Annotated in this window: 15 protein-coding genes; 9 read left to right on the top strand and 6 right to left on the bottom strand. The window is 48.7% G+C overall.

The annotated features are described in order from the left end of the window. Positions 1-76 precede the first annotated feature (76 nt). Both JMX98_RS04790 and JMX98_RS04785 read left to right on the top strand, forming a co-directional pair. Positions 77-457, top strand: a complete 381-nt coding sequence (locus JMX98_RS04790; RefSeq protein ID WP_201585002.1) for a Spx/MgsR family RNA polymerase-binding regulatory protein — start codon at positions 77-79, stop codon at positions 455-457. A 154-nt stretch (positions 458-611) separates the two neighbouring features. After that, positions 612-971, top strand: a complete 360-nt coding sequence (locus JMX98_RS04785; protein ID WP_198335856.1) for a hypothetical protein — start codon at positions 612-614, stop codon at positions 969-971. Between the two features lie 64 nt (positions 972-1,035). Here JMX98_RS04785 and JMX98_RS04780 read toward each other — a convergent pair whose 3' ends face one another. The 6 genes from JMX98_RS04780 to JMX98_RS04755 all read right to left on the bottom strand — a co-directional run bounded on the left by JMX98_RS04780 (position 1,036) and on the right by JMX98_RS04755 (position 8,332). Beyond that, positions 1,036-1,266, bottom strand: a complete 231-nt coding sequence (locus tag JMX98_RS04780; protein WP_201585001.1) for a hypothetical protein — start codon at positions 1,264-1,266, stop codon at positions 1,036-1,038. 18 nt (positions 1,267-1,284) lie between these two features. Next, the gene (gene argB, locus JMX98_RS04775; protein WP_201585000.1) at positions 1,285-2,196 is read right to left on the bottom strand and encodes an acetylglutamate kinase; all 912 of its coding nucleotides are present in this window, start codon (positions 2,194-2,196) and stop codon (positions 1,285-1,287) included. 62 nt (positions 2,197-2,258) lie between these two features. Further along, positions 2,259-4,034 (bottom strand): phosphomannomutase, encoded by a 1,776-nt coding sequence (locus JMX98_RS04770; RefSeq protein ID WP_201584999.1) that lies wholly within the window; start codon positions 4,032-4,034, stop codon positions 2,259-2,261. Between the two features lie 104 nt (positions 4,035-4,138). Next, on the bottom strand, positions 4,139-4,603 hold the full coding sequence (gene dut, locus JMX98_RS04765; protein ID WP_201584998.1) for a dUTP diphosphatase: 465 nt from the start codon (positions 4,601-4,603) through the stop codon (positions 4,139-4,141). Between the two features lie 128 nt (positions 4,604-4,731). Then, positions 4,732-6,135, bottom strand: a complete 1,404-nt coding sequence (mgtE, locus tag JMX98_RS04760; protein WP_201584997.1) for a magnesium transporter — start codon at positions 6,133-6,135, stop codon at positions 4,732-4,734. Positions 6,136-6,298: 163 nt separating this feature from the next. Further along, positions 6,299-8,332 (bottom strand): UvrD-helicase domain-containing protein, encoded by a 2,034-nt coding sequence (locus JMX98_RS04755; RefSeq protein WP_201584995.1) that lies wholly within the window; start codon positions 8,330-8,332, stop codon positions 6,299-6,301. Positions 8,333-9,338: 1,006 nt separating this feature from the next. Between JMX98_RS04755 and ndhC the strand changes: the two genes are divergently transcribed. The 7 genes from ndhC to nuoH all read left to right on the top strand — a co-directional run bounded on the left by ndhC (position 9,339) and on the right by nuoH (position 18,920). Then, positions 9,339-9,962 carry an NADH-quinone oxidoreductase subunit A gene (ndhC, locus tag JMX98_RS04750; protein WP_192994816.1) on the top strand — a complete coding sequence of 208 codons (624 nt, stop codon included), beginning with the start codon at positions 9,339-9,341 and terminating at the stop codon, positions 9,960-9,962. 122 nt (positions 9,963-10,084) lie between these two features. Further along, a complete protein-coding gene (locus tag JMX98_RS04745) occupies positions 10,085-10,753 on the top strand; it encodes a NuoB/complex I 20 kDa subunit family protein (RefSeq protein WP_075101453.1) in 669 nt (222 codons plus the stop codon). A gap of 145 nt (positions 10,754-10,898) precedes the next feature. After that, the gene (nuoC, locus tag JMX98_RS04740; RefSeq protein WP_105244961.1) at positions 10,899-12,689 is read left to right on the top strand and encodes an NADH-quinone oxidoreductase subunit C/D; all 1,791 of its coding nucleotides are present in this window, start codon (positions 10,899-10,901) and stop codon (positions 12,687-12,689) included. A 173-nt stretch (positions 12,690-12,862) separates the two neighbouring features. Beyond that, positions 12,863-13,372 (top strand): NADH-quinone oxidoreductase subunit NuoE, encoded by a 510-nt coding sequence (gene nuoE / locus JMX98_RS04735; protein WP_075101455.1) that lies wholly within the window; start codon positions 12,863-12,865, stop codon positions 13,370-13,372. After that, positions 13,369-14,793 carry an NADH-quinone oxidoreductase subunit NuoF gene (gene nuoF, locus JMX98_RS04730; RefSeq protein WP_198335863.1) on the top strand — a complete coding sequence of 475 codons (1,425 nt, stop codon included), beginning with the start codon at positions 13,369-13,371 and terminating at the stop codon, positions 14,791-14,793. Before nuoE ends, nuoF begins: the two co-directional genes overlap by 4 nt. A 10-nt stretch (positions 14,794-14,803) precedes the next feature. Continuing rightward, entirely contained in the window at positions 14,804-17,875 is a 3,072-nt protein-coding gene (gene nuoG, locus JMX98_RS04725) for an NADH-quinone oxidoreductase subunit NuoG (protein WP_201584994.1), read from the top strand. Positions 17,876-17,927: 52 nt separating this feature from the next. Next, complete coding sequence (nuoH, locus tag JMX98_RS04720) at positions 17,928-18,920, top strand: NADH-quinone oxidoreductase subunit NuoH (protein ID WP_201585024.1); 993 nt, start codon at positions 17,928-17,930, stop codon at positions 18,918-18,920. The last annotated feature ends 24 nt before the right edge of the window (positions 18,921-18,944 follow it).

Raw genomic sequence — 18,944 nt, 5'->3', positions numbered from 1 at the left:
GTTTTTGTTTAACAAACCAAAAATTAACCGGCTTCGGTATAATACAGCGACTAATGATTATAGATTGGGAGTTTTTATGAGCATCACTGTTTATGGCATCAAATCTTGTAGCACCATGAAAAAAGCGTTTACTAAGCTTGATGAGCTGGGTGTCAGCTATGAGTTTCATGATTATAAAAAGCAGAGTATTGATAAAGAGAGCGTAGAGCGTTGGGTAGATGCGCTAGGTATCGATAAAGTGCTAAACAAGCGTGGTACCACATGGCGTAAGCTGACCGATGAGCAAAAGCAAGCAGCTGATGACAGTATAGATAAAGCGATAGATTTGCTGGTAGGAAATACCAGCATGATTAAGCGTCCGATTGTGGAAGGTCAGATTGACGATAAAAATCAAGGTCAGCCAATATTGTTGTGCGGCTTTGATGAAGCTGAGTTTGAGGCGGTTATTTATAAATAATTTTTATAAAAAAGCTGTCACTTTGACAAATAATAAACTATGCTCTCATAGGTAGAATTAAGTTTACTAATTTATAGGGTCTATTGAATATTCAGATGTGCTACCAGCACGATATCTGAATGTTCAATAGACCCTAATGTTCGAGGATAGAATGATGAAAAAATTATTACTGATGGCTACGCTTGCAGCAACACCTATAATGGCCACAAGCGTACAGGCGGCAGACTCATCAACTAAAGTAACCTTTGCAAAAGACAGCTATTGCGGTAACTTTACAGGCAATATCAAAGATGGAAAAGTGTTTCGTTTATGGCTTGCAGCAGACCAGAATTTAGTAATTCGTAATGTCGGCGATGATCGCATCAATGTGGCTTACGTCTCAGGGCCAAGTGGTCGATTGGACGGTGACCGCTATGATAATGAAACGTCTTATATTACTGAGAGCAAAGGCAATCACTATATGAAGGTTTATGGCAATAGTTACCATAGTTCTGTTGAGTTCTGTGCTTATTAAATTCATCTTGTTTGAATGAATGTTGATGGGTCATAAAATTGATAGACAGTTAAAAAGCCCAAGCTTAGAGTCTAAGCTCGGGTTTTATAATACCTACGACAAACCAAATCAAACTGAAGCACCAAATAATGAGGACGTAAAGACGAATTTGCTCTGCTGTCCAATCAAGCGCAAACCACTCAATCATAAAGAACGACTTCCAGCCCTCTATCCAGCGCGCACCGCCGTAGCCAATAATCCACCAGCAATATAGGCTCTCTAAAACAAACAGTAGGCACCACAGCCACAGCGGCATGATTGACTCCTCAAGAAGCTAAAGCATGGCCGCATCAAGGTCACGACTGATTAAGGTACCGACGCCTTCGTTGGTAAAAATCTCCAGTAAGGTCGCATGAGGCACACGGCCATCGACGATAACCGCACTTTTGACGCCGCTACGCACTGCATCAAGTGCACATTGAATCTTGGGAATCATACCGCCTGAGATCGTACCATCTTCAATCAAGCCATCGACTTTCTTAGGTGTTAGTCCAGTCACCACTTCACCGTCACGGCCCAATACCCCTTTGATGTTGGTTAAGAGCATGAGTTTTTCTGCCTGCAAAAACTCAGCCACTTTACCCGCGACCAGATCGGCATTGATGTTATAGGTATTGCCTTCACTATCCACCCCAAGTGGGGCGATGACAGGGATGAAGTCGGAGGCAATAAGCATATTTATCACGTCTTTATTGACACTCACCACATCACCGACGAACCCCAAATCCACAGGTACAGCGACGCCATCGGTACCTATTTTGTCCATCATCAGTTTTTTTGCTTGAATTAAGTTGGCATCTTTACCAGTTAGGCCGATAGCGCGGCCGCCGTGTTTGTTGATGAGACTGACGATAGATTTGTTGACGCTGCCGCCTAGCACCATCTCGACGACATCCATGGTGCTTTTGTCAGTGACACGCATGCCATCGATGCGATCAGACTGCCGCCCCAACTCTTTTAGCAGGTTGTCCACCTGCGGGCCGCCGCCATGAACGACGACAGGATGCATGCCAACGGTTTTGAGTAAGACGATATCACGGGCAAATGAGCTCTCAAGCGCAGGGTCAGTCATGGCGTTACCGCCGTATTTGACCACGATGATTTTATCGACAAAGCGTTGAATATAAGGCAGGGCAGTGGTCAATACTTCAGCGGTGATTTTGGCATCGTCTAGATTAAGCGTCATTATAAACTCCTACGGTAAAGGTACAGGGTAAAAATATAAGCTAAAAAAGTGGGGGTGATAAGTTATTCAGCAGCAATCGCGATGATTTGCTCTGCCAGTCTTTGATCGAAGGGTCGGCACAAAGCGGCAAATCTGTTTTGTACTTCTTTTAAATCGTCAAGACTATCACCTGCAAAGCGCGCGGTCAGGTGATGACTGGTATTGGACTGCCGCAATACGCCAAAACCATGCGCAAAATCCAAGCGCACACCGTCGATACAGCTCAGTTTTGTACCGATAGGCAATAACTGCCGCGCCTGCGCTAAGGTGATAGCGGGCTGTTGCGCTATACAATCACAAGACGAGCGTTCATGAACAACTGTGTGGCTGCAGGTAGGATTGACCAAGCAATCTTCTTGAGACTCTGCTATATCTGACTGCTCGCGGGCTGCATCCATGAGCTGCTGTATATACTGACAAAAAACCTGTAGCTGCGTCACGATAGAGCGCTCGCGCGTGAGGGCATACGGTACTGGCAGATAATGATCGGCGGTACTGACCAGCGTAGGCAGACTTTGGGTGATAGCTGCTAAGGAGGTTTTGGTAGCATCGTCCGGCCGAGCGGCCAATCCATGCAATAGCCGTAATGCCGCGTACATGGCATCATCATAAGCGATAAAACGCTTGTCATTAAAAATAAAATGCCCCGATAGCTCGCCTGCAAAGACAATGCGGCTATCGGTATGCTGCATCTGCTGGCGCATCAGACTACTCCCCGTCCGGCTTACGATAGGCTCAGCGCCCAGATCGGCCAGCAATGCAGGCAGATGGTGGGAGCACTTAATATCAAACAGTACTTGAGGCACCGCGGTTGAAGCTGGGTTAGGCGCGCTATCGCAGAGCGCGGATTTTGCCAGTAGATACAACAGATGATCTGGCATCACCGTCTTGCCATTTTCATCGACGACCATCAGCCTATCGCCATCGCCATCGAACGCCAGTCCGATATCGGCTTTGTGTGTGGTGACCGCTTGCTGCAACTGTTTGAGCCGACTTGGCTCAGTAGGGTCGGGGTTACCCAAAGGAAAATGACCGTCTGCTGTATCGTTAAGCATGACAACGCTCTGACAAAAACGCTGAAATAAAGGCTGAGCGATGTGACTGGTCGCCCCGTGCATACAGTCGATCACTACCGTCAGCTCAAGCTTGGGCGCAGCATAGCGCCAGTCGCTGCATGGCCGCTGGGCTGCGCTGTATTGTCCGTGATGGGGTGATGCTTTATCGCAGGTCTGCTCACCACTTATAGGGTATAATAGAGGATATAGCTGGCTAAAAACATGATAAATGGCGTCGATATAGCCATGACTCACTTGCTCCGTTGGCAGATGCCCCAGCGAACTTATCGCTGCAGTCAGAGCAAGCGGCGTATCAGGAGGCACTAGCTGCTGATAAAGCGCTTGAATCTCAGCACAGCTAGGGGACTGATGGTTTACCAGCCATTTTATGCCTAAGATGTCTTTGGCCGAGTGACTGGCGGTTACCATGATGCCATGTCCCTGATATTGCGCCGCCCAATATGCCATCATCGGTGTGGTCACCAAACCGAGCTGAATGACATGCAGGCCATGCTGTGCCAAGATAGTCTCTAAGGTATGTGCGATGTCATCACTGCTGCAGCGCACATCGTAGCCGATGACGACGATGCTTTGTTTGTGGGTGGTGTCTCGGTATTCGGCGGTTTGATATAGATGGGCAAAAGCGTGCCCCAATGCCTGAATAAAATCGGTGGTAAAATGCTGACGCGGCCCGCGAATATCATAAGCACGAAATAAGGGTTGCTGCGCAGCAAAAGATGGCATCGCTTACTCTCCTTATGGCGTGATGGTTAAAATAGTAGAGGTTTTCTAGAGCCTGTCTTCCATTCAAGCGACAGTTATTAAATAGTCAAAAAAAGCAAGTCGGTCTACTGGCGACCTGAATGACCAAAACCGCCTGCGCCGCGCGCACTGGTATCACTAAACTCTGACACCACGGTAAATTCAGGGCGAGCGACAGGGACGACAATATACTGCGCCATGCGCTCTGCTGGGTTTAATACAAAATCCGCAGCGCTACGATTCCAAATACTGACCATCAGCTCGCCTTGGTAGTCGGCATCGATCAAACCCACCAAATTCCCTAAAACAATACCGTGCTTATGGCCCAGCCCTGAGCGCGGCAGAATCATCCCAGCATAATTAGGGTCCTCGATATACACAGCCAGACCTGTACCGACAAGATGTGTTTCCCCTGCTTTGATGGTCAAAGGCGCATCGATACAGGCGCGCAAATCAATACCAGCACTACCATCGGTTGCACGTGTCGGCAAAGAAAATGTCTTGTCTTCAACGATTTTCGGGTTTAACACTTTTACTTGTACAGCTTGCATAACGCACTCACTCAACGATTGGATAGGTTGTAAATTAAATTCAAAAAAATGCCTGATTCAGGCGACGCCGATTGGCTTTGTAAAAACAAAAAAGTCAATGACTGCTACATGACTGCTTTGGTGCTCACTCACAGTATCAGCACACTTGCTAGGCCCAAAAACGACATAAAACCGACAATATCAGTGACGGTGGTCAAAATCACCGACGCTGATAGAGCAGGGTCGATATTCATGCGTTTTAGGAGTAAAGGAATGCTAATGCCTGAGACATTGGCTGCAGTCATATTGATGGCGATTGCCAAGCCAACGACCGCACTGATCTTGATATCATGAAACCACAATTGGGCGATAAACGCCATGATTATTGCCCATGTCATACCGTTTATCGCACCGACCCACAGCTCTTTGTTCAGTAGCCATAAACGGTTGGAGCCACCAATTTGACCCATCGCTATACCACGAATGACGACTGTTAATGTTTGCGAGCCAGCGATACCGCCCATACTGGCAACCACGGGCATTAAAATCGCCAGCGCCACCACTTTTGCCAACACCGCCTCAAACTGACCGATGACCGCCGCCGCCAATAGCGCGGTACACAGGTTGATACCGAGCCAGATACTACGGCTTTTGGCGCTGGTCAAGATAGGGGCAAACAGCTCCTCATCTTGGCTGACACCTGCGAGGTTTTTCATGGTGCTATCGACATCATCTTGGATAATTTCCATGATGTCCTCGGCATTCAACTGACCGACCAGCTCGCCATGGCTGTTGATGACAGGGGCAAAACGAATGTCTTCTGAGCGAAAAATCGCCGCCGCATCGGTGATATCGAGGCGATCATTGATGGTGATAGCAGGGTCGATAAGCTCTGAGACCAAAGTGGTTTGATCATGTTTGATCAAATCCACCAAGCTTAGCAGTCCAAGCAACTGCTGGCTTTGATCGACGACCAACAGCTCTTGGCTTTCGTCGTCGAGCAGATCGACATTGTCGCGCAGCCAGTCTTGTACCTCAGCCAGCGTAATGTCGTCTCTGACCTGAATGGTATCAGGGTCCATATAGCTACCGACTTCCCAATCGGCATAGGTGTCGAGCTTATTGACCTGCACACGGATATCTTCGTCCAGCGTCGCCATCACCGAGGTGCGCACGCTGTCGGTCACCGTGTCCAAAATCTCCGAGATGTCTTGGGCATCTAGGTCTTGTGTAAACAGCGATATCTCTTTGGATGAGATGTTTTCCATCAACGGCTGGCGCGTATCGACTTCTAGCTCGGCCAGCACCTCACCTTTGATATTATCGGGTACTTGCTCCCAAATCAGCAGGCGGTCTTGTGTTGGAAAAGACTCAAGTAAGCTGGCAATTTCATATTCTGATTGCTTTTCTAAAAACGCGGTAATGTCCTCAAATGCCCTGTTAGCCACCAGACTTTGTAGATACAGCAGCTTGTACTCAGCGCTATACTCTGCAGGATTGTAATCCCCTTGCAGGGTCGATGGTCGTTCTTGTTCAGGCGGTGGCGTAGGCATAAAGATTCCAATGTTTTTTACAAATGCTAGGACAGGTACTAGGGCGTGTCTTCAATTTACTCGGTAGTTGTCTCATCACGCAGCCATGTCGATGTTTTCTGTGCTGTGCCCTTATGATAACAAAGACGGGGACGAACTGCGCTCGCTGAACGTTTAGTAACCGTTAACGATTGCCCAATAATGCTCGAATATTGGCCAAATATTCATCAGCGACTTTTTCAGGGTCTTTGCTGGCTTTTTTCTTTTTGGCTTTGGCAGGCCAGTCGATATGATCCTCTGGCAGCTCATCTAAAAACCGCGACTCGGAGGTGACGCGCATTTGTCCACCAGCGCGGCGCTGAGTTGCCAGCGTAAGCGTCAGCTCACGGCGCGCGCGGGTAATGCCCACGTACATCAAACGCCGCTCTTCTTCGATGGTCTCACTGATGATAGAGTTGCGATGCGGCAGCATCTCTTCTTCTAACCCCATGATATAGACAAAATCAAACTCCAAGCCTTTGGCCGCGTGCAGGGTCATCAGATTGACTTTATTGGTGTTTTCTTCTTCTTGCTGTTGCTCGAGCATATCGAGTAATACCAGTTTGCGAATGATGGTATCAATGGTGCGATCTTCATCGTCTTCTGCGCGGTTGATCAGCGACTGAATACTGGTGTAGAGCATGTCGATATTGTCAAGGCGGTTTTTTTCTTGCTGCGGCGTCTTGGCATCGCTACGGACAAAGTCGATATAGCCTGTCTCATCAATCATCTGGCGCACGATGGGCACAGGGTCAGGGTGCTGATCCAGCTCGCGGGTATAGTGTTCGATAAACTCGCCAAACTCCTTTATCGTACCATGGGCTTTGGATGGCAATACGTGCGAAAGGCCCGCATGGGTACAAGAGGCGAGTAAGGAGATGCTATGCTCTTGGGCAAATAAGCCTAACTTCTCAAGCGTCGCAGGCCCCATACCGCGTTTGGGCGTATTGATGATACGCAAAAACGCACTGTCGTCTTCTGGGTTTAATATCAGGCGCAGATAACCCATGATGTCTTTGATCTCACTGCGCGCAAAAAACGACTGACCGCCAGAGAGCTTATAGGGAACTTGCAATTGGCGCAATTGTGCCTCGAGCATACGTGCTTGGAAGTTACTGCGATAAAGCACCGCGTATTGCTCCCACTCGTTGCCAAAGCGCAGCTTGTGCGTGACGATTTCTTTGGCGACGCGCTCGGCCTCATCATCGTCATTACGGCAGTTGATGATGCGGATTTTTTCGCCTTGGCCTTTATCCGACCAGAGCTTTTTTTCAAATAAATGCTCGTTGTTAAGAATCACCGCGTTGGCTGAGGTCAAGATACGGGTGGTCGAGCGGTAGTTTTGCTCGAGCATGACGATTTTTAGTTTGGGAAAATCTTCTTTGAGCAGTGCCATGTTTTCAGGTTTGGCACCGCGCCACGCATAGATCGACTGATCGTCATCGCCGACCACGGTAAAGCGACCTTGCGGCCCGACCAAGTATTTGATCATCTCATACTGGGCGGTGTTGGTATCTTGATACTCATCGACCAATAAGTAGCGAATGCGGTTTTGCCATTTGTCGCGCAGCTCCCTGTTTTCACGCAGTATCTTGGTCGGCAAGACGATCAAATCGTCAAAATCCACAGCGTTATACGCACGCAGATTGCGCTCATATAGACCATATAGCGTGGCAAAAATCATGTCCTCTGGATCGTCCAAGGTCTCCATCGCCTTATCCGGCTCAATCAAGTCGTTTTTCCAGTCTGAGATCATCTTGATGGCTTTGCCGACCAGCTCACGACTCTCAGCGCCGCTTAGGTTGTCGCGCATCATCAGCTCCATCAGCAGGCGCTTACTGTCGTCGCTGTCCATGATAGAAAAATTGCCCTTGAGCGGCGTATGCATCAGCTCATAACGCAAAAACTGCAGACCAAATTGGTGAAAGGTTGAGACCGTCAGACCACGCATCTTTTCGCTAGGGAGTAGCTTGCTGACACGCGCTTTCATCTCGCGCGCCGCCTTGTTGGTAAAGGTCACCGCGGTGATACGCTCCGCTGGCATGTTGCACTCTTCAATTAGATACGCAATCTTGCGGGTGATCACTGATGTCTTACCAGAGCCGGCACCCGCCAGCACCAGTAGTGGGCCTGAGACGTAGAGCATGGCCTCGGATTGTTTGGGATTGAGTTGACTCATAACGTGACCTGTAAGACAAAAGCAAAAGATAAAATATAGTCGATTATAAATAAAAGCGTCATGCGTTTATTGACCAGAAAGGCCGATAAAAGTTTTCTGGCGTACTATGCCGCTGCAGACAGAGGTTGCAAAAATTTCTATCAGCCTTGCTATAACATTTTATAGTGAACTGACTATAGCGGTATAAACACTGTACCGACAGCCACTGGATAAAGATAAACCATCACTGTCATCTAAGAGGGACAAACAAATATTGCCAATATAGGCTAAGATTTTTCATCAGATATCGTGCTGTAGGTTTATCATTACCAAAGATGATTGAAACGCTGCCAAAGGTGTCTTTGTGCTAATGGCGAAACATCATTAAAATTCGGTGAGGTATTATAAAGCAAAAACAACGACTTTGGGGAGGAGATGGACGCGCAGAGATGCCGAGTAAAGCCAAGTGGTTTTGTTCAATAATGATATGGTATCAATTATAAGTAAAAATTATGGATTTGGGGTTAATATAAGGTAATGTCTATATCATAATTTATAGTAAAAAAAACATATTTTTTTTATAGAGAAAGTGACCGTCCAATACAGTTAAAAACTAGCTTTTGGGCACTGAAATGCGTATAGTACGTAAATAATTTATGCCAGTTGTCTCGTCCATTGTTGACTACGTGTAATGAGTTATTAAATCAATTAAGTAAGCAGTGCGATATGATATTGATTTAATAAGTTGATCTTACGTTGTTACAAGCGGGGTTAGACGACCAGCTTGCTCCGTATGTCTAGCGGAACCTCTACAGTTGGTCATGTCTGACATCGTCGTCAATACACTTGATAATTGGCTATTACCAGCACAGTACCTAATATGGTTATTTAGTCGTTACTTAAATACAGTGGCTCAATGACAGTCGCTTTGTGTTTTCGTCTGCGTCAAGCCTGTCGCTCACCGACCCTTATTGGTCAGTCTCTGCGCGGCGCTTGATACTCGATTGGGTGAGGAGCACGTATTATCATGTCTGCTTTTAATTGGTCAGCAATTGCTTTTATCTTAGCCGCCATTGGGCTAGTTGTTTTTATGCTGGTCGTGCCACGTTTGCTTGGCGGTCGCTCTCAAGGCTCACAAAAAGAAGAAGTATTTGAAGCGGGTGTTGTCGGAGCAGGCAACGCCCGTATTCGTCTGTCTGCCAAATTTTATTTGGTGGCGATTTTCTTTGTGATTTTCGATTTAGAAGCGCTGTATCTTTATGCGTATGCCGTTTCAGTGCGCGAAGCCGGCTGGTTAGGGTTTGCTGCCGCCGCTATCTTTATCACAATCTTAATCATCGGTCTGATATATGAGCTGAGTCTGGGCGCGATGAACTGGGCACCAGCGGACAAGCGCCGCAAAAAACCTCGGCTACATGCTGCGCCAGCTGGTTTTAATTTGGCAGATATCACCCGTTTTGATGGCGCGCACGAGCTGATGGTCGATCCGACAGGTAAAGTCCCAGCGCAGTCATCAGGGCAGATCAATGTCTCAAACAATATCGAGACCAATCGTCGCCATCTACAAAATATCGATCATATCAATACCACGGGCAATGTGACTTCCGTGGATTTTGCCACGTCTGCGCAAAAAGACAGTGTTGAGCGTTAAGACGGTCAAGCTGTAAAAAACCTTAGGGTTTATGATGGTATATCAATGATCACTTATGAATAATGGGCGCGCGCGGTGGCAAGATGATTGTCCTGCAGTGCCCCATATAAAGGTTGTATGTTATGAAATACACATTAACAAAAGCCAACCCTGATGCAGATACCTATCCTGCTCAGACCAGTCAAACGGTCAAAGACCCTATCGAAGATGAAGTCAATAAAAACGTCTTTATGGGTCGTCTCGAAGACCTTGTCCATTCAACAGCAAACTGGGGTCGCAAGCACTCGCTTTGGCCATTTAACTTTGGTACCTCTTGCTGTTATGTCGAATATGCCACCACGTTAACTGCAGTTCATGACTTGTCGCGCTTTGGTGCCGAAGTCATTCGCGCCTCGCCGCGTCAGGCCGATGTGATGATCGTTGCTGGGACTTGTTTTGTCAAAATGGCTCCTGTTATCCAGCGTCTTTATGAGCAAATGCTAGAGCCAAAGTGGGTCATATCAATGGGTGCCTGCGCCAACTCAGGCGGTATGTATGATATCTACTCTGTCGTACAAGGTGTGGATAAGATTATCCCTGTCGACGTTTATGTGCCAGGTTGTCCGCCGCGTCCAGAAGCGCTGATTCAGGGGCTGATGCTGCTACAAGAGTCTATTACCAAAGAGCGCCGTCCGCTGGGTGTCCATGTCAATGAGCAGGGTATCTACCAGCCGCAAATGACGCCTGAGCGCGACCGCAAACAGGCAGACCGTATCGCGGTAAAAAACCTGCGCAGCCCAGACAGTATCTAAGCGCGCTGTTAGCGCCAGCGGTTATGTAGTCTGGCGAGGGTTTTATCGTTAATAATTCGTAGACGTGCTCAGTACGCGTACGCCCATCACAGTTCGGTTATGATTAACATCGTTTAGTTATGATTAATGAAGGAATACATCATTCATGGTCACGGTAGTCGAAAACACAGATCCTAACAATAGGGGTCCTAAGAGCAAGCCTGCTCCAGCAGTCATCCAAGAGCTTACCCATAAATATGCTGGCAAGTTCGTGGTGCAGCATACGGTTGATGAGATTCCAACGGTGTGGGTGGCGCGCGCAGATTTGCTTGAAATATTGTTATTCTTGCGCAAGTTGCCCAAGCCCTATGTCATGCTATTTGACTTATCCGCGATAGATGAGCGGTTGCGCCAGCACCGTGCAGGTCTGCCAGATAGCGACTTTACGGTGTTTTATCATTTGATGTCGCTTGAGCGAAATAGTGATGTGCGTATCAAAGTGGCGCTAGATGAAGACGATTTGACGCTGCCGAGCGCCACGCAGATTTGGCCAAATGCCAACTGGTATGAGCGCGAAGTCTGGGATATGTTTGGGATTGTCTTTAGTGGCCATCCACATCTGACGCGTATCTTATTGCCGAAATACTGGGAAGGCCATCCACTGCGCAAAGAGTATCACGCGCGCGCCACTGAGTTTACGCCGTATTTCCTAAACGCGGCAAAACAACAATACGAACAAGAAAACCTGCGCTTTGTCCCAGAAGAGTGGGGTATGAAGCGCTCGGGCCGCGATGAAGACTTTATGTTTTTGAACATCGGGCCTAACCATCCCTCAGCGCATGGTGCTTTTCGTTTGGTACTACAGCTCGATGGCGAGGAAGTCGTTGATTGTATTCCTGATATTGGCTATCACCATCGCGGCGCAGAAAAGATGGCTGAGCGTCAGACGTGGCACTCATTTATCCCTTATACCGACCGTATCGATTATCTGGGCGGGGTGATGAATGAGCTGCCCTACATCATGTCGGTGGAAAAGCTCGCTGGTATCAAGGTGCCGCCGCGCGCTGAGACCATCCGCGTGATGATGAGCGAGTTTTTCCGTATTACCAACAACCTATTGTATGTCGGTACCTTTATTCAGGATGCCGGTGGCATGACGCCAGTATTTTATATGTTTACCGACCGCCAAAAAGCCTATGATGTCATTGAAGCCGTCACCGGCTACCGTATGCATCCAGCGTGGTTCCGTATCGGCGGTACGGCTGCTGACCTGCCGCGTGGCTGGCAGCGCTTGGTACGTGAGTTTTTGGAGTGGATGCCCAAGCGTTTGGATGAGTATGTCAAAGCGGCACTACAAAACAGTGTGCTCAAGGGCCGTACTCAAGGCGTGGCACAGTACAATGCCAAGCAGGCTTTGGCTTGGGGTGTCACTGGAGCTGGTCTACGCGCGACAGGGGTGGACTTTGATCTGCGTAAGGCGCGTCCATACATGGGCTATGAGAATTTTGACTTCGAAGTGCCAGTTGGCTACAACGGTGATGCTTATGATCGCTGTATGGTAAAAGTCGAAGAGATGCGCCAGTCGCTGCGTATTATCCGCCAGTGTATGGACAACATGCCGCAAGGCCCGTACAAGGCCGACCATCCGCTAGCGGTACCACCGCCAAAGGACCGTACGCTAAATGACATTGAGACGCTGATCAACCACTTTATCTCTGTCTCTTGGGGCCCTGTGATGCCAGCGGGTGAGTGTGCCACCATCGTAGAAGCGACCAAAGGCCTCAACAGCTATTACATCACGTCTGACAAAGCCACAATGAGTTATCGCACTCGTATTCGCACCCCGACATTTGCTCATTTGCAGCAGATGCCGTCAGTGATTAATGGATCCTTGGTCTCTGATGCCATTATGTATCTGGCATCGATTGATATTGTGATGGCAGACTGTGACCGCTAGCGCTGTGACTTGAGATGAGTGTTTTTTTTAAGATAAGTCAATCAATATATTATTGCCTGATGGCACGCCAAAATGCGATCACCTGCCAATATCATACAGTGTCTTTGTGTCAGTGATGATAAGGCTGTAGTGGTTAGGTGCTTAGCATGATGAGTGAGGAAAGATAGAAGATTATGAAAATTGTTTCCGACAAAATGCCAAAAGTAGATGTGGCCAGCATCCTCACCCCTGAGGAGATTGCTGCCATTCATGAATATATGCATCACTATCCCCATGCGCGCGCCGCCTCGCTAGATGCGCTAAAAATCGTGCAAAAGCGCAACGGCTGGGTCGATGATGCGCAGGTCAATGCTATCGCCAATATATTAGACATTCCGATGTCGGATATGGACGGCGTTGCGACTTTCTTTAACCGTATTTATCGTCAGCCTGTCGGCCGTCATGTCATCCTGATTTGTGACTCAGTGGCCTGCTATCTAACAGGTTATGAGGCATTATCGGCTGAAATTCGATCACAGCTGGGTATTGAGTATGGGCAGACCACAGCTGATGGCCGTTTTACGCTATTACCGATTTGCTGCTTGGGTAACTGTGATAAAGGCCCTGCGGTGCTGATAGACGAAGACACTTATGGTCCTGTCCAGCCATCTGAGGTCGCGCAATTATTGGAGCTATACGCATGAGTTTAACGATTTCAGAGCAAATTGCTCGTCGCGGTCAAGGTAAAGCGCCAAGCCAGCTAAACGAACAGCGTATACCAATTTATGGTGATAAGGCGACTGCCACCAGCGAAACCAAACCATTGACTTGGCGTTTGGCGCATCATGATGCCGTTTTGGATTTAGCGACTTATGAGTCTCTACAAGGCTTTACGGGTTTAAGAAAGGCATTGTCCAAATCACCAAAAGAAGTCGGCAATATGATCAAGGCGGCCAATGTCAGAGGACGCGGCGGCGCAGGCTTTAACGCTGGTCTAAAGTGGTCGTTTATGTCGCCGCCAGATGGCTTGCCGCGCTATCTCATCTGTAATGCTGATGAAATGGAGCCGGGCACCTTTAAAGACCGTTTATTGATGGAGCGCCTACCGTTTCAGCTTATCGAAGGTATGCTCATTACTGCGCATGCGATCGGTGCCACCGATGGTTATATCTTTATCCGCGGCGAGTACATCTTAGCTGCTGAGCGCTTGGTCACAGCTATTGAAGAATGCCTAGCCAACAACCTGATGGGCGACAACATTCTTGGCTCAGATTTTAGCTTTAATCTGCATGTACATACGGGTGCTGGCCGCTATATCTGCGGTGAAGAAACCGCCTTGATCAACTGCCTAGAAGGTCGCCGCGCCAACCCTCGTACCAAGCCGCCGTTTCCGCAAATCTCTGGGGCGTGGGGCAGACCGACGGTGGTCAATAACGTCGAGACGTTAAATAATATGCCTGCGATTCTCAATCATGGTGTCGAGTGGTATCAGTCACTATCAAAGATCAAAGGCAAAAGTGAAACCCCGGGTACTAAGCTCTTTGGCTGCTCAGGATTGGTCAATGACCCAGGTCTATGGGAGCTGCCATTTGGCTATACCGCTCGCGAGATCATCGAAGAGTTGGCTGGCGGCATGAAAGATGGCAAGACACTCAAAGCATGGTTGCCTGGTGGTGCCTCGACCGACTTTTTGACAACAGAGCATTTGGACGTGGTGATGGATTTTGACACCATTCAAAAAGCCGGTAGCCGTATGGGTACTGGGCTGATTATGGTCGTCGATGAAGCGCAGGACATGGTGCCGCTGCTGCGCAATCTTGAGATTTTCTTTCAGCGTGAGTCATGCGGTTGGTGCACGCCATGCCGTGATGGTCTGCCTTGGGGTGTCAAGCTGCTTACCGCCATCAATGATGGTGAGGGACAAGTCGGCGATGTGGAAAAACTAGAAGGCCTCACCCGTGACTTGTGGATCGGCAAAACATTCTGTGCCCATGCGCCTGGTGCGATGGAGCCACTGATGAGTGCGATTAAATATTTCCGTCCTGAGTTTGATCAAAAAATCGCGCAGGCGGTTGGTGTCGATGTCATTGATGCGGCAGCCAACCAACAGCCAGAAGTGAAATAAGGAGAGCGGCATGGCAGTCATACATATTGATGGTACCACTGTCGAAGTAGATAGCAGCGATAACTTGCTGCAAGCCTGCTTATCACTCGGCATTGATGTGCCGTATTTTTGTTATCATCCAGCCCTTGGCTCGGTCGGCTCGTGTCGTCAGTGCGCAGTCAAGCAGTTCCAAAACAAAGACGATATGGAAGCAGGGCGCGGTCGTCTGGTAATGTCTTGCATGGTCGCTCCTGGCGATGACATGTATATCTCAGTGACGGATGACGAAGCCAAGGCATTCCGCAAGTCGATGGTTGAGCTACTCATGACCAACCATCCGCATGACTGTCCAACCTGTGAAGAAGGCGGACATTGTCACTTGCAAGACATGACCTATATGTCAGGTCATAGCCGTCGTCGTTATCGCTTTACCAAGCGCACGCATCATAACCAAGACCTTGGGCCATTTATCGCTCACGAGATGAACCGCTGTATCGCGTGCTATCGCTGTGTGCGTTTTTATAAAGACTACGCAGGCGGCGAAGATTTGGGCGTTTATGGCTCAAACAACCGTGTGTATTTTGGCCGTGATAAAGACGGTCAGTTCGAAAGCGAGTTTTCAGGTAACTTAACCGAAGTGTGCCCAACTGGGGTATTCACTGACAAAACGCATTCTGATCGCTACAATCGTAAATGGGACATGCAGTATGCGCCCAGCATCTGTCATGGCTGCTCGGCGGGCTGTAATACCTCACCAGGTGAGCGTTATGGTGAATTGCGCCGTATCGAAAACCGCTATAACGGTGACGTAAACCGTTATTTCTTATGTGACCGTGGTCGTTTTGGTTATGGCTATGTCAATCGTGATGATCGTCCAACCCAAGCGCTTGAACGTATCAATGATAAGCATGTCAAAATCAATATTGACTACGCGCTTGATGAAACCATCAAACGCATCAAAGACAAAAAAGTCATCGGTATTGGCTCTCCGCGCGCCAGTCTTGAGACCAACTTTGCGCTAAAAAATCTGGTTGGATTTGATAACTTTTCAACCGGCCTCAATCATCAGCAGCAAGCATTGGTCAATAAATGTATCGAAGTGCTCAGCACTGAAGGTATCTATAATCCTAGCATGGCTGATATCGAAGCACATGACGCTGTGCTGGTGTTGGGCGAAGACATCACCCAAACTTCATCACGTGTCGCACTGTCAGTACGTCAAGCCGCGAAAAACGAAGGCTTAAAAATGGCGGCGGCGCTGCAAACGCAGCCTTGGCTTGCCGAGCCTGTCAAGCGTATCGCGCAAGATGCGTTAAGCCCAGTCTATGTCATCGATGTGACCCAAACCAAGCTAGAAGACATCAGCAAAGCCAGCGTGGTAGCGACTCCTGAAGATATTGTTAAACTTGGTTTTAAAGTTGCTGATGAGATTGCAGGTCTGGCAGATGATTTGACGCAGATTGTAGCGCCGCAAGCAGATACTGCCGAGCGCGAGACCGATGCGATGCAGGCACTCGCGCAGCAAATCGCATATGATTTGATTCAAGCCGATCAGCCGCTGGTGGTTTCGGGTAGCAGCTTATCTTCTACCGCACTGATAGAAGCAGCGGCGCAGATTACTCAGGTGCTCACCCAAAAACGTGCGGCAATCAAAGCGACTGAGCAACAGCAGGTTGAGGCACATAATGCCAAAGTACAGGCAGCACAAGCGCAGGCGGCTAATGACCAGCCTGAAGAAGACCAAGATTTATCTGCTAAGCCGAACAAACCTGAAACAGGCGTGAATACAGAAGCGCAGGATGATGTCGAGCGCGAGCCTGCTGAAAACCTTGAGTTAAAAGAAGTAAATAACAGGTATCAGGCACAAGCAGGTATCTATCTAACGGTTCCTGATGCCAATAGCATGGGCGTTTGTATGCTTGGCGGTCAGTCAGTTGAAGAGCTACTAGCCACTGACTTTGATGTGGTGGTGGTTGCAGAAAACCAGCTGACCGATGCCATTGATGCCAATAAGTTGACGCAGTTACTCGCTGATAAGACCGTCATCGCCCTTGATCATCAGCTGCTTGATTGGCACAAAGACGTCGACATCGTCTTGCCAGCCGCCAGTTTTGCCGAAGCGGATGGTACGCTTATCTCTGCTGAGGGCCGTGCGCAGCGCTTCTTCCAAGTTTATGATAATGAGTATTATCATCCAATGAGCAGTATCAAAGAAGGCTGGCGCTGGTTACATGCGGTGCATAGCAGTATCGAAGGCCGTGATGTCGATTGGACACAGCTCGATGATGTCATCAATGCATTGATCGCCACCCATCCAAAGCTTGCTGGTATCAAGGGCGCCGCGCCCGAGGCGGACTACCGTATCACGGGTCTTAAAATTGCGCGTCAGCCGCGGCGTTACTCTGGTCGTACAGCCATGCGTGCGCCGATCTCAGTGCATGAGCCAATGCAGCCAAAAGACTTGGATACAGGATTGACTTTCTCTATGGAAGGCTACACGGGCAAACAAACACCAAGCTCGATGGTTCCTTTTGCTCATGCTGCTGGCTGGAACTCGCCGCAAGCATGGAACAAATACCAAGACAAAGTCGGTGGTCATCTAAAAAACGGTGACCCAGGCGTGCGTTTGTTCGATATGCTCGAGCGCCTACCGACACGTCAGTATGTCGCACCAGAAGCCCTGTCTGCGACCACGACTGACATGCAGCAGGGACAAGCCAAACTGGTGCCTATCTATAACATCTATGCCAGCTCAATGATGGCATCGCGCAGTCCTATCGTCGCCGAACAGCTGCCGGTGGCGGCATGGCGTATCGGTATGGATGATGCCAAAGACTGGAATATTGCCGCTGGTGATTACTTAGCAATCGAGATTGACAAACAGCAAGTCACCCTGCCAGTACAGATTGTCGGTTATCTAGCAGAAGGCTGTATTGGTTATCCTGTCGGGCAGGTGAGCATCATTCACCCTTCGATGCCAGCCTCAGTCCGTAAAGTCGATGCGCCCGTGACAATGAGGGGCGAAATGGCGGATAGCGCTGACGATACCACCAACCGCGCAGCGCCAACCAGCACCGCGCCGACCACCACACAGGAGGTGTAATATGCAAGTTACCCGTATTATCCCTGATGTGCCAAGCTTTTTGGCCAGTAGTATGAGCTTTGATACTTGGTCCGTTTTATTTATGGTGGTGCAAGCACTGGTCATATTTTTGGTGGTCGTTATCGTGGCGGCGTTGATGATTGTCTATGAGCGCCGCATGCTTGCCTTATGGCAAGATCGTTATGGCCCCAACCGTGTCGGGCCGTTTGGCTCCTTGCAGCTGGTCGCTGATATGCTCAAAATCTTCTTTAAAGAAGACTGGACACCAAACTTCACCGATAAGTTTATATTTACCTTGGCACCTGCGGTCGCCATGTTTACCGCATTGGCCTCATTTGCCATTATCCCTATCTCGCCGACCCTTGGGGTAGCGGATTGGGATATCGGTATTTTGTTCTTTTTTGCCATGGCAGGTATCGCCGTCTATGCGGTGATGTTTGGCGGCTGGGCGTCTGCCAACAAGTTCTCGCTATTGGGCGGCCTACGCTCGGCGGCACAAACCATCAGTTATGAAGTTTTCTTAGGCTTATCATTGATGGGAGTGGTGGCCTTGACCGGCTCGTTTAATTTGCGCGAAATCGTTGAGTCACAGATTGACGGCTGGTATATCATTCCGCAGTTTTTTGGCTTTTTGACCTTTGTGGTCGCTGGTGTGGCGGTGACCCACAGGCATCCGTTTGATCAGCCAGAGGCCGAGCAAGAGCTGGCTGAAGGTTATCATGTCGAATACTCCGGTATGAAGTTCGGGATGTTCTTCATTGGGGAATATGTCAACGTCGTCCTGATTTCAGCCTTGATGACCTGCTTGTTTTTTGGCGGTTGGCTGGCGCCGTTTAATTTAGATATTCCATTTATTCCACCAGCTTTTTGGTTCATGATTAAGACGCTGTTTTTTATGACCCTATTTGTTTTGGCTCGAGGCTCACTCATGCGTCCGCGCTATGATCAGGTGATGAACTTTGGCTGGAAAGTCTGCCTGCCAGTGACGCTGATTAACTTAATCGTTACTGCTGCAGTCATTTTGATCTTTTCCCCAACGTTGTAATCATTACTAGCCATCATTGATGAA

The sequence above is a fragment of the Psychrobacter sp. HII-4 genome (assembly GCF_904846595.1).
Classification (GTDB): domain Bacteria; phylum Pseudomonadota; class Gammaproteobacteria; order Pseudomonadales; family Moraxellaceae; genus Psychrobacter; species Psychrobacter celer.
Note: the sequence above shows the minus strand (reverse complement) of the source record. Positions and strands in the feature narration are given on the sequence as shown.

Coding starts and splice junctions, on each gene's coding strand:
- JMX98_RS04755 (WP_201584995.1), bottom strand. CDS start 8,332: ATGAGTCAACTCAATCCCAAACAATCCGAGGCCATGCTCTACGTCTCA.
- nuoC (WP_105244961.1), top strand. CDS start 10,899: ATGGTCACGGTAGTCGAAAACACAGATCCTAACAATAGGGGTCCTAAG.
- nuoG (WP_201584994.1), top strand. CDS start 14,804: ATGGCAGTCATACATATTGATGGTACCACTGTCGAAGTAGATAGCAGC.
- JMX98_RS04770 (WP_201584999.1), bottom strand. CDS start 4,034: ATGCCATCTTTTGCTGCGCAGCAACCCTTATTTCGTGCTTATGATATT.
- dut (WP_201584998.1), bottom strand. CDS start 4,603: ATGCAAGCTGTACAAGTAAAAGTGTTAAACCCGAAAATCGTTGAAGAC.
- argB (WP_201585000.1), bottom strand. CDS start 2,196: ATGACGCTTAATCTAGACGATGCCAAAATCACCGCTGAAGTATTGACC.
- JMX98_RS04785 (WP_198335856.1), top strand. CDS start 612: ATGAAAAAATTATTACTGATGGCTACGCTTGCAGCAACACCTATAATG.
- JMX98_RS04745 (WP_075101453.1), top strand. CDS start 10,085: ATGAAATACACATTAACAAAAGCCAACCCTGATGCAGATACCTATCCT.
- nuoH (WP_201585024.1), top strand. CDS start 17,928: ATGAGCTTTGATACTTGGTCCGTTTTATTTATGGTGGTGCAAGCACTG.
- nuoF (WP_198335863.1), top strand. CDS start 13,369: ATGAGTTTAACGATTTCAGAGCAAATTGCTCGTCGCGGTCAAGGTAAA.
- ndhC (WP_192994816.1), top strand. CDS start 9,339: ATGTCTGCTTTTAATTGGTCAGCAATTGCTTTTATCTTAGCCGCCATT.
- nuoE (WP_075101455.1), top strand. CDS start 12,863: ATGAAAATTGTTTCCGACAAAATGCCAAAAGTAGATGTGGCCAGCATC.
- JMX98_RS04780 (WP_201585001.1), bottom strand. CDS start 1,266: ATGCCGCTGTGGCTGTGGTGCCTACTGTTTGTTTTAGAGAGCCTATAT.
- mgtE (WP_201584997.1), bottom strand. CDS start 6,135: ATGCCTACGCCACCGCCTGAACAAGAACGACCATCGACCCTGCAAGGG.
- JMX98_RS04790 (WP_201585002.1), top strand. CDS start 77: ATGAGCATCACTGTTTATGGCATCAAATCTTGTAGCACCATGAAAAAA.